Raw genomic sequence first — 14,659 nt, forward strand, 5'->3', positions numbered from 1 at the left:
CAGACGCTAACATCCGGCCAGCGTGGCGATCGCTAGCGCGGCGGAGCCGGGCGAAGCGGGTCGCCACCATTCGGCCAGCGTGGCGCCGCTGCGCCGACGGAGCCGGGCGAAGCCGGGTCGCCACCATTCGGCCAGCGTGGCGCCGCTGCGCCGACGGACACGCCGCACCGGTGAGTCATTTACGACAGTTTGTAGGACCAGCCCTGACGTCGCCATGAACGACGGCTAAGATTCGTCTCAATACCGATTTTTGGGCCGGTGTCCGATCTGGATGTTTGGAGAAGCTGTTGACAGCCGAAGCGCCCCCCTTGGGAGAACTCGAGGCCGTTCGTCCGTACCCGGACCGCATGGGCCCCAAAGGGAACCTCGTCTACAAACTGATCACCACGACCGATCACAAGATGATCGGCATCATGTACACCGTCACCTGCTTCGGCTTCTTCTTCGTGGGTGGGCTGATGGCGTTGCTGATGCGCACCGAGCTGGCCGCGCCGGGGCTGCAGTTCCTGTCGAACGAGCAGTTCAACCAGCTGTTCACCATGCACGGCACGATCATGCTGCTGCTGTACGCCACACCGGTGGTGTTCGGTTTCGCCAACCTGGTGCTGCCGCTGCAGATCGGTGCGCCCGACGTGGCGTTCCCCCGGCTGAACGCCTTCTCGTTCTGGCTGTTCCTGTTCGGCGGGCTGATCGCGGCGTCCGGCTTCATCGTCCCGGGCGGGGCGGCCGACTTCGGCTGGACGGCCTACACGCCGCTGTCTGACGCGGTGCACTCGCCCGGAGCCGGGGGAGACCTGTGGATCACCGGCCTGATCGTCGCCGGTCTGGGCACCATCCTGGGTGCGGTCAACATGATCACCACCGTGGTGTGCATGCGCGCGCCCGGCATGACCATGTTCCGGATGCCGATCTTCACCTGGAACATCCTGGTGACCTCGATCCTGATCCTGATCGCGTTCCCGATCCTGACCGCGGCGCTGTTCGGGCTGGCCGCCGACCGACATCTGGGCGCCCATGTCTACGACGCCGCCAACGGCGGAGTCCTGTTGTGGCAACACCTGTTCTGGTTCTTCGGCCATCCCGAGGTGTACATCATCGCGTTGCCGTTCTTCGGCATCATCACCGAGATCATCCCGGTGTTCTCGCGCAAGCCGGTCTTCGGTTACACCACGCTGGTTTACGCGACCCTGTCGATCGCCGCGCTGTCGGTCGCGGTGTGGGCACACCACATGTTCGCCACCGGAGCCGTTCTGCTGCCGTTCTTTTCGTTCATGACGTATCTGATCGCGGTGCCGACCGGGATCAAGTTCTTCAACTGGATCGGCACCATGTGGAAGGGGCAGATCACCTTTGAGACGCCGATGCTGTTCTGTGTCGGCTTCCTGATCACCTTCCTGCTCGGTGGCCTGACGGGTGTGATGCTGGCCAGCCCGCCGCTGGACTTCCACGTCACCGACAGCTACTTCGTGGTCGCGCACTTCCACTACGTGCTGTTCGGCACCATCGTGTTCGCCACCTTCGGCGGGGTGTACTTCTGGTTCCCGAAGATGACCGGCCGGCTGCTCGACGAGCGGCTGGGCAAGCTGCACTTCTGGTTGACGTTCATCGGGTTCCACACCACCTTCCTGGTGCAGCACTGGCTGGGTGACCTGGGCATGCCGCGCCGCTACGCGGACTATCTGCCCAGCGACGGCTTCCAGCCCTACAACGTCGCCTCGACGGTGGGCGCCTTCATCCTGGGCGCGTCGATGTTCCCGTTCGTCTGGAACGTCTTCAAGAGCTGGCGTTACGGCGAGGTCGTCACGGTCGACGACCCGTGGGGCTACGGTAACTCCCTGGAATGGGCCACCAGCTGCCCGCCGCCGCGGCACAACTTCACCGAGCTGCCCCGAATCCGTTCGGAGCGCCCGGCATTCGAGCTGCACTACCCGCACATGGTGGAGCGGCTCCGCGCCGAGGCGCATGTGGGTCGCGCGCACGGGCCCTCGGACAAGGACGTCACCAGACTGGACGACGTCCAGGTTCGAAGCTGATGGCCTGACGGGCGGCTGTCCGGCGTGAACCCACCACCCAAGGTGTCGGTGCTGATCACTGTCACCGGCGTGGATCAACCGGGCGTGACGGCGACCCTGTTCGAGGCGCTGTCACGGCACGGCGTCGAGCTGCTCAACGTCGAACAGGTGGTGATCCGGCACCGCCTGACGCTGGGTGTGCTGGTGTGCTGCCCGGCTGAGGTCGCGGACAGCGCGCAGTTGCGCGACGACGTCGAATCGGCCATCCACAAGGTCGGTCTCGATGTCAGCATCGAGCGCAGCGACGACGTACCGATCATGCGGGAGCCCTCGACCCACACCATTTTCGTGCTGGGTCGGCCCATTACCGCCGGCGCGTTCGGCGCGGTGGCCCGCGAGGTGGCGGGCCTGGGCGTCAACATCGACCTGATCCGCGGCGTCTCCGACTATCCGGTGATCGGCCTGGAGCTGCGCGTGTCGGTGCCGCCGGGCGCGGACGGCGCGTTGCGGACCGCCCTGAACCGGGTGTCCAGCGAGGAACAGGTCGACATCGCGGTCGAGGACTACAGCCTGGAACGACGGGCCAAGCGGCTCATCGTGTTCGACGTCGACTCGACGCTGGTGCAGGGCGAGGTCATCGAGATGCTGGCAGCCCGGGCCGGCGCCGAGGGCAAGGTCGCCGCGATCACCGACGCCGCGATGCGCGGCGAGCTGGACTTCGCGCAGTCGCTCGAGCAACGGGTGGCGACGCTGGCGGGCCTGCCCGCCAGCGTGATCGACGAGGTCGCCGACCAGCTCGAACTGATGCCAGGCGCCCGCACCACGTTGCGGACCCTGCGGCGCCTGGGTTACGCCTGCGGTGTCGTGTCCGGGGGCTTCCGCCGGATCATCGAGCCGTTGGCCGAGGAGCTGATGCTGGATTACGTCGCGGCCAACGAGCTGGAGATCGTCGACGGCACGCTCACCGGACGGGTCATCGGCCCCATCGTCGACCGGCCCGGAAAGGCCACGGCGCTAAGGGAATTCGCGAAGCAGGTCGGCGTGCCGATGGCACAGACCGTCGCCGTGGGCGACGGCGCCAACGACATCGACATGCTGGCCGCGGCCGGACTGGGGATCGCGTTCAACGCCAAGCCGGCGCTGCGCGAGGTCGCCGACGCGTCGCTGAGCCACCCCTACCTGGACACGGTGCTGTTTCTGCTGGGTGTGACCCGCGGCGAAATCGAGGCCGCCGACGCGGTCGACGGCGAGGTCCGCCGGGTCGAGATCCCGCCCAACCCGTAGCGGTCGCAAGCGCGGCGACCCGGCAGGTATTCGAGCGCCGCGGTACGGCACGATGGTCGGGTGCCCGAAAACGGAAGCGAGTCAGCCGACCCCGATCTGCTGCTCGACTTCAGGCAGGTGTCGCTGCGGCGCGGCGGCAACGTCTTGGTCGGGCCGCTGGATTGGGCGGTCGAACTCGACGAACGCTGGGTGATCGTCGGGCCCAACGGCGCCGGTAAGACCTCGCTGCTGCGGATCGCCGCGGCGGCCGAACATCCCTCGTCCGGCGTCGCTTTCGTGCTCGGCGAGCGGCTGGGCCGCGTCGACGTGACCGAGTTGCGGGCCCGGATCGGGCTCAGCTCCTCGGCTTTGGCGCAGCGGATTCCCACCGACGAGGTGGTGCGCGATCTTGTCGTCTCGGCCGGCTACGCGGTGCTGGGCCGGTGGCGGGAACGCTACGAGGACGTCGACTACCAACGGGCCATCGACATGCTGGAGAGCCTGGGCGCCGAGCACCTCGCGGAGCGCACCTACGGCACGCTGTCCGAGGGCGAGCGCAAGCGGGTGCTGATCGCCCGCGCGCTGATGACCGACCCCGAGCTGCTGCTGCTCGATGAGCCCGCCGCCGGTCTGGATCTGGGCGGCCGCGAGGAATTGGTCGCCCGGCTGACCGACCTGGCCGCCGACCCCGACGCGCCGGCCCTGGTGCTGGTCACCCACCACGTCGAGGAGATTCCGCCCGGGTTCAGCCACTGCATGCTGCTCTCGGAGGCCGAGGTGGTCGCCGCGGGATTGCTGACCGACGTGCTGACCGCCGAGAACCTGTCCACCGCGTTCGGCCAAGCGATCGCCCTCGACGTCGTCGACGGGCGCTATTTCGCGCGGCGAGTCCGCACCCGCGCAGCCCACCGGAGGCCGTTATGACGTCACCCGACGAACCCCCGCTGGTCGCACGGCCGGCCGCCACCGTGATGCTGGTCCGCGACGACCCGGGCGGCATCGCGGTCTTCCTGATGCGCAGGCACGCCCGAATGGAGTTCGCCGCGGGCACTGTGGTGTTCCCCGGCGGCGGTGTCGACGACCGCGACCGCAACGCAGACATCGCGTGGGCCGGTCCGCCGCCGCAGTGGTGGGCGCAGCGGTTCGGCATCGAACCCGACCTGGCCGAGGCGCTGGTGTGCGCCGCAGCCCGCGAGACGTTCGAGGAGTCGGGGGTGCTGTTCGCCGGGCCGGCGGGCGACCCGGACAGTATCGTCGGCGACGCCTCGGTGTACGGCGAGGCACGACGGGCGCTGGCCGAACGGTCGCTGTCCTTCGCCGACTTCCTGCGCCAGGAAAACCTGGTGCTGCGGTCCGATCTGCTGCGCCCGTGGGCCAACTGGGTCACCCCGGAGGCCGAGCGGACCCGCCGCTACGACACCTATTTCTTCGTGGGCGCGCTGCCGCAGGGGCAGCGCGCCGACGGCGAGAACACCGAATCCGACCTCGCGGGCTGGATGGCACCCCGGGCCGCCATCGACGAGTTCGAGGCCGGCCGTTGCTTCCTGCTGCCGCCGACGTGGACGCAGCTGGACTCGCTGGCCGGGCGGACCGTGGCCGAGGTGCTGGCCGTCGAGCGCCAGATCGTGCCGGTGCAGCCGCATCTGGAGATCCAGGGCGACAACTGGGTGTTCGAGTTCTTCGATTCCGACCGCTACCACCAGGCGCGGGAAGCGGGCGGCCTGGGGTGGCGGCATTGAGCGAGTTCGTCAGCGTGGTGGTCAGCGACGGCTCGCAGGACGCCGGGCTGGCCATGTTGCTGCTGTCGCGCCCACCGACCAACGCGATGACCCGCCAGGTCTACCGGGAGGTCATCGCGGCGGCCGAGGAGTTGGGCCGCCGCGAGGACGTCGCCGTGGTGATCTTGTTCGGCGGCCATGAGATCTTCTCCGCGGGCGACGACATGCCCGAGCTGCGGACGCTGCGGGGCTCCGAGGTCGAGAGCGTGGCGCGGGTGCGGCAGGAGGCCGTCGATGCCGTGGCCGCGATCCCCAAGCCGACGGTCGCCGCGATCACCGGCTACGCGCTGGGCGCCGGGCTCACCCTGGCCCTGGCCGCCGACTGGCGGATCAGTGGCGACAACGTGAAGTTCGGCGCGACCGAGATCCTGGCCGGCCTGGTGCCCGGCGGCGACGCGATGGCCCGCCTGACCCGGGTGGCCGGCGCGAGCAAGGCCAAGGAGCTGGTGTTCAGCGGCCGTTTCTTCGACGCCGAGGAGGCTCTGGCGCTGGGCCTCATCGACGACATGGTGCCCCCAGACGACGTGTACGACGCCGCCGCCGGGTGGGCGCGCCGTTTCCTCGACGGGCCGCGGCACGCGCTGGCCGCCGCCAAGGCCGCGATCAACGACGTGTTCGATCTGGAACTCCCGGAGCGGCTCGCCGCCGAACGCCGCCGCTACGTCGAGGTATTCACCGCTGGTCAGGGCGGTGGCGATCGGATGGATCCCGGCGGCCGTTAGGCTGCCCTGCATGACCAGTTCGACCGACGCCGTTCCGACGCCCCACGCCACCGCCGAGCAGGTGGAAGCCGCCCGGCACGACAGCAAGTTGGCCCAGGTGCTCTACCACGACTGGGAAGCCGAGACCTACGACGACAAGTGGTCGATCTCCTATGACCAGCGTTGCATCGACTACGCCCGCGGCCGCTTCGACGCCATCGTGCCCGACGAGGTGCTGCGCGAGCTGCCCTACGACCGGGCCCTCGAATTAGGCTGCGGCACAGGATTTTTCCTGCTCAACCTGATCCAGTCCGGGGTCGCCCGGCGCGGATCGGTGACCGACCTGTCGCCGGGCATGGTCAAGGTCGCCACCCGAAACGGCCAGTCGCTGGGCCTCGACATCGACGGCCGCGTCGCCGACGCCGAGGGCATCCCGTACGAGGACAACACCTTCGACTTGGTCGTCGGGCACGCGGTGCTGCACCACATCCCCGACGTGGAGCTGTCGCTGCGCGAGGTGATCCGGGTGCTGAAGCCCGGTGGCCGGTTCGTCTTCGCCGGCGAGCCGACCAGCGCCGGCGACGTCTACGCCCGCGAGCTGTCCACCCTGACCTGGCGCATCGCCACCAACGTCACCAAGCTGCCCGGCCTGGGTGGCTGGCGGCGCCCGCAGGCCGAGCTGGACGAATCCTCCCGCGCCGCCGCGCTGGAGGCCATCGTCGACCTGCACACCTTCACCCCGGGTGACCTGGAGCGGATGGCCACCGGCGCCGGCGCCACCGAGGTGCGGACCGTCAGCGAAGAGTTCACCGCCGCGATGTTCGGCTGGCCGGTGCGCACCTTCGAGGCGTCGGTACCGCCGGGCCGTTTGGGCTGGGGCTGGGCGAAATTCGCCTTCAGCGGTTGGAAGACGCTGAGCTGGGTGGACGCCAACGTGTGGCGCCGCGTGGTCCCGAAGGGCTGGTTCTACAACGTGATGGTGACCGGGGTCAAACCCTCCTGAGCGTCGGGCTGCGCTTTCGCCCCGCGACGATGCAGCCCGCGCAGCGGCGTGAGGAGGAGCCGGGCAATCAGGTTTAGCACGGAGGACGTCGGCTATCTGCGGTCGCACGCGGGTGCCGCGGCGCTGGCGGCGGTCGCCGAACTCGAACTGACCGACGCCACCCTGGTCGCCGATGTCGCCGCGGCGCGCGCCGAATTCGGCGACCGGGCCGCGGTGCTGGTGGAGACGGTGCTGTTGCGCCGCCGCGCGTTGGAAAAACTGGGCGGGCTCGAAGTGTCGGGCTGGCTCTTCACCGACGAGGCGCTGCAGCAGTCCACCGCGGCGCCGGTGGCGTTGCACCGGGCCGGGCGGCTGGCCGGCGACGGCGGCGTCGTCGTGCACGACGCGACCTGTTCGATCGGCACCGAGCTCGCCGCGCTGAGCGCCCGCGGGATCACCGCGCTGGGCAGCGATATCGATCCGGTGCGGCTGGCGATGGCGCGCCACAACGTGGGGGAGTCGGCCTGGATCTGCCGCGCCGACGCGCTGCGCCCGGTCACCCGCGACGCCGTGCTCGTCGTCGACCCCGCGCGCCGCGTGGAGGGCCGTCGGCGAGTGCGCATCGACGACTACCGGCCCGGCCTGGGCTCGCTGCTCGAGGCCTACCACGACCGGGAATTCGTCGTAAAGTGTTCTCCCGGAATCGATTTCGATGAGGTGCGACGCCTGGGTTTCGACGGCGAAATCGAGGTGACGTCGTACCGCGGTTCCGTCCGGGAAGCCTGCCTGTGGTCGGCCGGACTTTCCCGACGCGGCGTGGGCCGGCGGGCGAGCGTGCTGGATCGCGGTGAGCAACTCACCAACGACGACCCCGACGACTGCCCGGTGCGGCCGGTCGGGCGCTGGATCGTCGACCCGGACGGTGCGGTGGTGCGGGCCGGGCTGGTGCGCCACTATGGCGCGCGGCACGGGCTGTGGCAGCTCGATCCCGACATCGCCTACCTCTCCGGCGATCGGCTGCCCGAGGCGGACCGCGGGTTCGAGGTGCTCGAGCAGCTGGTCTTCGACGAACGCCGACTTCGCCAGGCCCTGTCGGCGCTGGACTGCGGTTCGCTGGAGATCCTGGTCCGCGGGGTCCGGGTGGACCCGGACGCGCTGCGCAGACGGATGCGGTTGCGTGGGAGCCGATCGCTGTCGGTGGTCATCGCCCGCATCGGTGCGGGCAGCGCCGGCCGGGCGATGGCGTTCGTTTGCCAACCCTCCCGATAGCGCCGGGTACGCTGGCGGCGTCACTTCTCCGGGTCACCGGCCCTGGTCAGTTTGCGAGGACACTTCCACGATGCGTTACCTGGTAGCCGCTGCGCTGTTCGCGGCGGCGGTCTTGGTGGGCTGGCCGGCCGCGGCCGATCCACCGTCGTGCGCCAGCCTGGGCGGCAGCGTCGAGGACGGCCAGATGTGCCGGCTGCGCGCCACCGGCCCCAACTACACGCTCAACATGGTCTTTCCCGCGGATTATCCGGACGGGCAGGCGCTGGCCGACTACGTCACCCAGAACCGGGACGGCTTCGTCGCCGTCGCGCAGAGTTCCGGGGGGCGCGACCAGCCATACCAGCTCGAGGCCACCACCGAGCAGCGCTTCGCCGGGCAGCCACCCCACAACACCCGCAGCGTCGTGCTCAAGTTCTTCCAGGATGTCGGGGGAGCGCACTCGTCGATCTGGTACAAGGCGTTCAACTACAACCTGGGGGCCAGGCAGCCCATCACCTTCGACAACCTCTTTCCTCCGGGCGCCGCGCCGCTGGACGCCATCTTCCCGATTGTGCAGCGCGACCTGGAACGCCAAACCCCTTTGGGCGCCGCGATTCTGCCGTCGACGGGACATGACCCGACGCACTACCAGAACTTCGCCATCACCGACGACCAGCTGATCTTCTACTTCGCCCCGGGCGAGATGCTGCCTGCGTTCGGCGGCCCGTTGCAGGCCCAGGTGCCGCGCAACGCCATTCCGCCGCTGGCGATCTAAGTGGCGATCGCAAGCGCGGCGTAGCCGGGCGCAGCGGGTCGCCACCATCGGACTGGACCCTCAGACCGGGCCGGCCTGTAACTCCATCGCCACCGCGCCCAGCGCCAGCGCGACCTGCGCGATGCATCCGATGAGCGGGACATAGAACGCCCGCCTCTGCCGCACCAGGAAATACACGGCGACGACGATGTCGACGACCAGAAGGGCGGCGCCGCCCCAGGTGCCCAGGTTCATGGCCCGGTCGATCCAGGCGGGATCGCCGCATTTTCGGGACCCGCAGGGATCGGTGGTCATCACCAGCAGGCCCAGCAGCACAAAGCTCGCCGCGTAGAGGCCGCCGTGGATGACCAGCAGGACGGACGTCGCCACGATGTCGGCGGTGCTGCCGCGCGGGCTTGCGGTGGTCTTGGTGGTCGCGACGCCTGGCGCCGCGGATTCATCGATCGGCACCACACGAGTATGTCCCGGTCAGGCCGGGGCAAAACCGTAAACCTGGCCGTCGCTGGTGGCGGCCACCACCCGGCGATCGGTGCCGATTGACACCCCGACCGGATACCCGGTCGCCGCCGGCATCGGGTAGCTGCCCAGCGTGCGGCCGCTGCCCGGATCGAAGATCACTAGCGACATGCCGGGGGCGCCGTTGGCCGGGGGGCCGCTGGCCACCGTATAGCCGACGCCGCTGCCGGCCAGACTCGACGTCGACAGGGGCAGGACGTCGTCGCGGCGCCACACCTGATCGGCGTGATCGCCGGCGTCCTTGAACGCCGCCAGCTTCGTGTCGGGGCCGCCGCCGGCGACGATCAGCCCCTGCGGGGTGACCGCGGGCGGCGTCTGCGCCAAGAAGCCCAGCGGCACCGACCATTTCACCTTGGCGTCGGTGGCGTGCAGTGCCCACAGTCGCTGGTCGCGGCCGTTGACGTAGACGGTCGACCCGTCGGCTGACAGCACGGGGCTGGCGATGACACCGGCGCCCACGGCGTCGCTGGTCCATTCGCGGGTCAGCAGCGGCATCTGCCCCGGGTGGTACTTGAGCCCCACCAGGCCCGCGGCGGGAGCGCCGGGCTGCCAGACACCGAGCACCACCATCCCGTTGGCCGCCGAGAAGGCGGGCGCGGCCGCGACGGGGCAGCCCTGGCGGGCAGGCGCGCAGTCGGTCAGCCCGCGCGCGGCGTCGGTGGGGTCGACGCCATCGACCAGGTCGAGCGGGCTGCCCGACACCTGGCCGCGGTGGGAGTCGAAGACCAGCACCTGGCCCAGGTGCGTGGCCACCAGGAGCGCGCCTTGCCCGACGAATCGCGGCGTGGTGGGCATGCCGATCACCGGCTGGCGCCACCGCGTCCACTGGGTCACCGGGAAGGACAGGAGCGCTCCGGGCTGGCCGACGTAGAGGTTGTCGAATCCGTCGAGCAGCGGGCCGCCGAAGCCGCCGCCCTGGGCCAGACGCACGCACCAGCGCTGCCGCCCGTTGTTGTTGTTCTCCCATTCCATCAGCGAGCAGCCCGCCGAGGTTTGGGCGTTGAGGGCCAGATAACCCCGCGCGCTCAGCGCCGGTCCGGCGGCCAGGCTTCCCTTGACCGACCGGGTCCACTGCAGCGAGAGCTTGGCGGCCCCGTCGGTGCCGGTGTAGCTGCTGTTGGCGGCGTCGGCGTACTGGGCCGGCCAGCCCTGCGCGGCCGAGGCGTCGACCCAGGAGTCGGTGTTGCCGCAGGCGCCGGCCCCGATGGTGATGACCGCCGCCAACACAACGGATGACGAACGCCGGAGCCCACTGACGATGTGTCGGGCAAGCACCTTCGGTTTTCCCAATCCTTTTCGCGTGGCGGGCCGCGCGCGGGCGGACCCGGCCGTTGGGCGGCAATCGAGTACAGGTGAGGGTAACCCGTGGCGGTTCGCGGGCTTACGATCGACCGAGTTAGGCTGTCCGGCCATGACGAGCATGTGGGGTGCACCGGTCCATCGCCGTTGGCGTGGATCGAACCTGCGGGACCCGCGCCAGGCCAAGTTCCTCACGCTGGCCTCGCTGAAATGGGTGCTGCGCAACCGCGCTTACACCCCGTGGTACCTGGTGCGCTATTGGCGGCTGCTGAAGTTCAAGCTGGCCAACCCGCACATCATCACCCGCGGCATGGTGTTCCTCGGCAAGGGCGTGGAGATCCACGCGACGCCCGAGCTGGCGCAGCTCGAGATCGGCCGGTGGGTGCACATCGGCGACAAGAACACCATCCGCGCGCATGAAGGCTCGCTGCGGTTCGGCGACAAGGTGGTGCTGGGTCGCGACAACGTCATCAACGCCTACCTCGATATCGAGCTCGGCGATTCGGTGTTGATGGCCGACTGGTGCTACGTCTGCGATTTCGACCACCGCATGGACAACATCGACCTGCCGATCAAGGACCAGGGCATCGTCAAGTCCCCGGTGCGGATCGGTCCGGACACCTGGGTGGGCGTGAAGGTGTCGGTGCTGCGGGGCACGTCCGTCGGACGCGGTTGCGTGCTGGGGTCTCACGCGGTGGTCCGCGGGGTGATCCCGGACTTTTCGATCGCGGTCGGCGCACCGGCCAAGGTGGTCAAGAACCGCCAGCTCGCCTGGGAGAGCTCGGCGGCGCAGCGCGCCGAACTGGCGGCCGCGCTGGCCGACATCGAACGCAAGAAGGCCGCGCACTAGCCGGCCGCTTGCGGTTGCTCGTCGACTGGCCAGGGGCCACCAATGGTCACTCGTGCCACAGCAGTAACGTCTACGCACCATCTACCACTTTTCGGATCCGCTAGCGCGGGCGCTAGCGGATTGCAGAGGGCGTAGATCAGTTCGCGGTACCGGCAGCGGCACCGAACTGGCTCCGAGCATCGCTGTCAGATGCTCTGATAACGCCGCAGCGCCTCGGTGCGCTCGGCGGCGTGGTCGACGATGGGCGCCGGATAGCCGTCCGGACGCTCACCCTTGCGTAGGTGCGCGTCGTCGGCCGAGCGGAGTTCGGGTACCCAGCGCCGGACGTAATCGCCGGACGGGTCGAACTTCTCGCCCTGGGTGATCGGGTTGAACACCCGGAAGTAGGGTGCGGCATCGGTACCGCAACCCGCACACCACTGCCAGCCGTGCTGGTTGTTGGCCATGTCGCCGTCCACCAGCTGGTCCAGGAACCATTCGGCACCCCATTGCCACGGCAGGTGCAGGTCCTTGACCAGGAACGACGCCACGATCATCCGCACCCGGTTGTGCATGAAGCCGGTCTCGCGCAGCTGACGCATGCCCGCGTCGACGAAGGGGAAACCGGTCTCGCCGGCTTTCCACGCCGCGAAACGGCGCTTGGCCTCGGCGCCGGTGTCGGTCTGGATTCCGTCGAAGTCGCTGTTCCAGTTGCGCCAGGCGCTGGCCGGCCAGTGGTGCAGTACGTCGGCGTAGAAGTCGCGAAAAGCCAACTCCCGCAGGAAGGCTTGCGCGCCGCTGCCGCGCAGGTCCAGGTCTGCGACCAGCGTGCGGGGATGAATGGTGCCGAACTTCAGGTGCGCCGACATGCGGCTGGTCCCCGTCAGGTCCGGCCTGTTTCGGTCCTCGGCGTAGCTCCGTAATCCCTTGTCCACGAAGGACTTCCACTGTTTGCGCGCCGCCGCCTCACCGGCTGCCACCTCGAGGACCGGGCCGGGATCGGGGATCTCGCATTGCTTGATCCGCAGCTGCGCCGGATCCAGCCAGCGTGCGGACTTCGCGCTCGACTTGGCCGGTTCGCGCCAACCGGTCTGTTGCCACTGACGCAGGAACGGGGTGAACACCTTATAGGGCGAGCCGTCCGGCTTGGTGACGCGGCCGGGTGAGACCAGATACGGCGACCCCGTCGCCACCAGCGGCACCGAACCCAGTGCCGCGCTGACCTTCTCGTCGCGGCGCTTACCGAACGGCGCGAAGTCCTCGGAGACGTGCACCGACGACGCATCGATTTCCTTGGCGATGCGCGGAATCTGCGTATGGGGCTGCCCGCGGGTGACGAGCAGCCGGCCGTCGAGATCGTCGCGCAGCCGCCGCAGCGAGTCACCCAGGTACTGCAGCCGGCGTTGTCCCGACGACTTTTCCAGGCGTGGATCGAGGACGAAGCAGGCGAGCACCTCGTCGTTCTCGGCCGCGGCCGTCAGCGCCGGATGGTCACGCAACCGCAGATCGCGGCGAAACCACAAGAGTGCAGGCATGGTCTAGCGATTCAGTCGCCAGATGTGGGCGGACAGGATCGTCGCGAAGCCACACCACAGCGGGTAGGGCAGCAACGCCAGCCCGCCGCGTGGCGTGGCCTGGGCCGTGCGCCTGACCAGATCGGCGCTGCTGGCCGTCAGCGCCGCGGCACCCACCGCGCTCGCGCCGAGTTTGTGGTACCCGAAGAACAGCCAACTCCATCCGGCATTCAGGAGCAGGTTGACCGCCAGCGCCACGGCGTAGTTGCGTGCCTTGTCGTGCTGCCCGGCCGCGCGAAACCGGTCGATGGCCACCGCCGACGTGCCCGCGATGTCAGCGTAGAGCGTCGTCCACACGGCGGGGAAGGCGGCGCGGGGCGGCTGGTAGGAGGGCTTGCGAAGCCGCGAGTACCACCGGGGAATGGCGTTGCTGCTGGCGATGCTTCCGGCACCGGCGGCAGCGGCGACGGCCAGGCCGGTCGCGGCCAGTATCGACCTGTTCACGGTGTGCTCCGTTCTGGTTGTCTCCGGTCCGCTTGTTGCTCAACGGCTTTGGTGTGGGCAGGGTTGGTCGGCCACCAGATCCGGTCGCCGATGAGGGCGAACAGGGCCGGGATGACCAGCGTGCGCACCACGAACGTGTCGAGCAGGATGCCCAGGCCGACGATGATGCCCAGCTGGGTCAGGACGATCAGCGGCAACACCCCGAGCACGCAGAACACGGCGGCCAAAACGATTCCCGCGCTGGTGATCACGCCTCCGGTGGCCGACACAGCACGCACCATCCCCTCGCGAGCACCGTGCTGCGCGGCTTCCTCGCGGGCCCGGGTGACCAAGAAGATCGTGTAGTCCACGCCGAGGGCCGCCAGGAACAGGAAGGCGAACAGCGGGGTGGTGTTGTCCAGTGCCGGGAAGCCGAGGACGTGCAGGCTCGCCCAGCCGCCCATGCCGAGCGCGGCCAGGGCGCCCAGAATCGTCGCGGCCAGCAGTGTCGGTGGCGCAAGGGCCGACCGCAGCAGCACGTAGAGGACGATCAGGATGACGGCCAGGATGGCCGGGATCAGCAGCACCCGGTCGTGCGTGGCCGCATCGCGAATGTCCAGGGCCTGTGCGTCGGCGCCGCCCACCAGCGCGTGCGGATCGGCGGCCCGCGTCGAATCCCGTAGCGCGGCAACGATGCCGAAGGCCCGCTGTGACGACGGCGGCGCGTCGATCACCACGGACCACTTCGTCAGCCCGGATCCGGACCGGCCCGACTCGGTCGCCGAGACGACGCCGGCGGTGGACGTGATCGCCTGCTGCACGGGTGCGGCGTGATCGGTCGGGGTGACGACCACGGTGGGGTTGGCCAGCCCGGCCGGAAAGTGTTCGGCTACAACGGTGTAACCGGTTACCGAGTCCGCGCGGACCCGGAACTGCTCGGTCTGCGACAAACCGATCCGGGTTCCGAACAGGCCGGCGGCAAGGGCGGCCAACACGGCGATCGCGACCGCCGCGACCAGGGCCGGGCGCCCGCCCACCCATTCGGCGACGCGATGCCAGCTGCCGGAGTCCAGGGCTTCGTCGTCCCCGGCGTGCGGGATGAACGGCCAGAACAATCTCCGGCCGCAGACGGCCAGCAGCGGGGGCAGGATCACCAGCACCGAAATCGCGGCAACCACAAGGCCGCACGCCGCCAGCGCGCCCAGGCTGCGGGTACTCGGGGTGGACGCGAACAGCAGGGTGAGCAGCGCCAGCACCAC

Annotated in this window: 14 protein-coding genes and 1 pseudogene; 10 read left to right on the forward strand and 5 right to left on the reverse strand. The window is 69.4% G+C overall.

Going from position 1 to position 14,659, the window contains the following annotated elements; translation table 11 throughout:
* Positions 1-16 precede the first annotated feature (16 nt).
* From A5708_RS28035 to A5708_RS20025, 9 genes and pseudogenes are all read left to right on the forward strand, one after another.
* Positions 17-117 (forward strand): annotated as a pseudogene (locus tag A5708_RS28035) (hypothetical protein); the annotation flags it as partial.
* Positions 118-287: 170 nt separating this feature from the next.
* Positions 288-2,033, forward strand: a complete 1,746-nt coding sequence (gene ctaD / locus A5708_RS19990; RefSeq protein ID WP_065030294.1) for a cytochrome c oxidase subunit I — start codon at positions 288-290, stop codon at positions 2,031-2,033.
* 24 nt (positions 2,034-2,057) lie between these two features.
* Complete coding sequence (gene serB, locus A5708_RS19995; RefSeq protein WP_065030279.1) at positions 2,058-3,296, forward strand: phosphoserine phosphatase SerB; 1,239 nt, start codon at positions 2,058-2,060, stop codon at positions 3,294-3,296.
* Positions 3,297-3,356: 60 nt separating this feature from the next.
* Positions 3,357-4,199: an ABC transporter ATP-binding protein gene (locus A5708_RS20000; protein ID WP_065030280.1), complete on the forward strand. Its 843-nt coding sequence runs from the start codon at positions 3,357-3,359 to the stop codon at positions 4,197-4,199.
* Positions 4,196-5,014: an NUDIX hydrolase gene (locus A5708_RS20005; RefSeq protein ID WP_065030281.1), complete on the forward strand. Its 819-nt coding sequence runs from the start codon at positions 4,196-4,198 to the stop codon at positions 5,012-5,014. Before A5708_RS20000 ends, A5708_RS20005 begins: the two co-directional genes overlap by 4 nt.
* The gene (locus A5708_RS20010) at positions 5,011-5,775 is read left to right on the forward strand and encodes an enoyl-CoA hydratase (RefSeq protein WP_065030295.1); all 765 of its coding nucleotides are present in this window, start codon (positions 5,011-5,013) and stop codon (positions 5,773-5,775) included. Before A5708_RS20005 ends, A5708_RS20010 begins: the two co-directional genes overlap by 4 nt.
* 10 nt (positions 5,776-5,785) lie before the next feature.
* Positions 5,786-6,757 (forward strand): class I SAM-dependent methyltransferase, encoded by a 972-nt coding sequence (locus A5708_RS20015; RefSeq protein ID WP_065030282.1) that lies wholly within the window; start codon positions 5,786-5,788, stop codon positions 6,755-6,757.
* 66 nt (positions 6,758-6,823) lie between these two features.
* The gene (locus A5708_RS20020) at positions 6,824-8,005 is read left to right on the forward strand and encodes a THUMP-like domain-containing protein (protein ID WP_196772694.1); all 1,182 of its coding nucleotides are present in this window, start codon (positions 6,824-6,826) and stop codon (positions 8,003-8,005) included.
* A gap of 70 nt (positions 8,006-8,075) precedes the next feature.
* Complete coding sequence (locus A5708_RS20025; protein ID WP_065030283.1) at positions 8,076-8,759, forward strand: esterase; 684 nt, start codon at positions 8,076-8,078, stop codon at positions 8,757-8,759.
* Between the two features lie 60 nt (positions 8,760-8,819).
* On the opposite strand, the gene A5708_RS20030 is transcribed toward A5708_RS20025, so the two are convergent.
* Both A5708_RS20030 and A5708_RS20035 read right to left on the reverse strand, forming a co-directional pair.
* Positions 8,820-9,209, reverse strand: a complete 390-nt coding sequence (locus A5708_RS20030; RefSeq protein ID WP_065030297.1) for a hypothetical protein — start codon at positions 9,207-9,209, stop codon at positions 8,820-8,822.
* Positions 9,210-9,227: 18 nt separating this feature from the next.
* Positions 9,228-10,502: a PQQ-binding-like beta-propeller repeat protein gene (locus tag A5708_RS20035; RefSeq protein ID WP_419538341.1), complete on the reverse strand. Its 1,275-nt coding sequence runs from the start codon at positions 10,500-10,502 to the stop codon at positions 9,228-9,230.
* Positions 10,503-10,686: 184 nt separating this feature from the next.
* Between A5708_RS20035 and A5708_RS20040 the strand changes: the two genes are divergently transcribed.
* The gene (locus tag A5708_RS20040; RefSeq protein WP_065030285.1) at positions 10,687-11,424 is read left to right on the forward strand and encodes an acyltransferase; all 738 of its coding nucleotides are present in this window, start codon (positions 10,687-10,689) and stop codon (positions 11,422-11,424) included.
* 185 nt (positions 11,425-11,609) lie between these two features.
* Here the strand turns inward: A5708_RS20040 and A5708_RS20045 are convergent, their stop codons facing one another.
* From A5708_RS20045 to A5708_RS20055, 3 genes are all read right to left on the reverse strand, one after another.
* Positions 11,610-12,938, reverse strand: a complete 1,329-nt coding sequence (locus tag A5708_RS20045; protein ID WP_065030286.1) for a cryptochrome/photolyase family protein — start codon at positions 12,936-12,938, stop codon at positions 11,610-11,612.
* A gap of 3 nt (positions 12,939-12,941) precedes the next feature.
* Complete coding sequence (locus A5708_RS20050; protein ID WP_065030287.1) at positions 12,942-13,421, reverse strand: TspO/MBR family protein; 480 nt, start codon at positions 13,419-13,421, stop codon at positions 12,942-12,944.
* On the reverse strand, positions 13,418-14,659 hold a 1,242-nt coding region (locus tag A5708_RS20055; RefSeq protein WP_155766094.1), incomplete at its 5' end, for an MMPL family transporter. The genes A5708_RS20055 and A5708_RS20050, both read right to left, overlap by 4 nt.

This window comes from Mycobacterium colombiense (genome assembly GCF_001672755.1).
Classification (GTDB): domain Bacteria; phylum Actinomycetota; class Actinomycetes; order Mycobacteriales; family Mycobacteriaceae; genus Mycobacterium; species Mycobacterium colombiense_C.

Coding starts and splice junctions, on each gene's coding strand:
- A5708_RS20015 (WP_065030282.1), top strand. CDS start 5,786: ATGACCAGTTCGACCGACGCCGTTCCGACGCCCCACGCCACCGCCGAG.
- A5708_RS20045 (WP_065030286.1), bottom strand. CDS start 12,938: ATGCCTGCACTCTTGTGGTTTCGCCGCGATCTGCGGTTGCGTGACCAT.
- A5708_RS20025 (WP_065030283.1), top strand. CDS start 8,076: ATGCGTTACCTGGTAGCCGCTGCGCTGTTCGCGGCGGCGGTCTTGGTG.
- A5708_RS20005 (WP_065030281.1), top strand. CDS start 4,196: ATGACGTCACCCGACGAACCCCCGCTGGTCGCACGGCCGGCCGCCACC.
- A5708_RS20040 (WP_065030285.1), top strand. CDS start 10,687: ATGACGAGCATGTGGGGTGCACCGGTCCATCGCCGTTGGCGTGGATCG.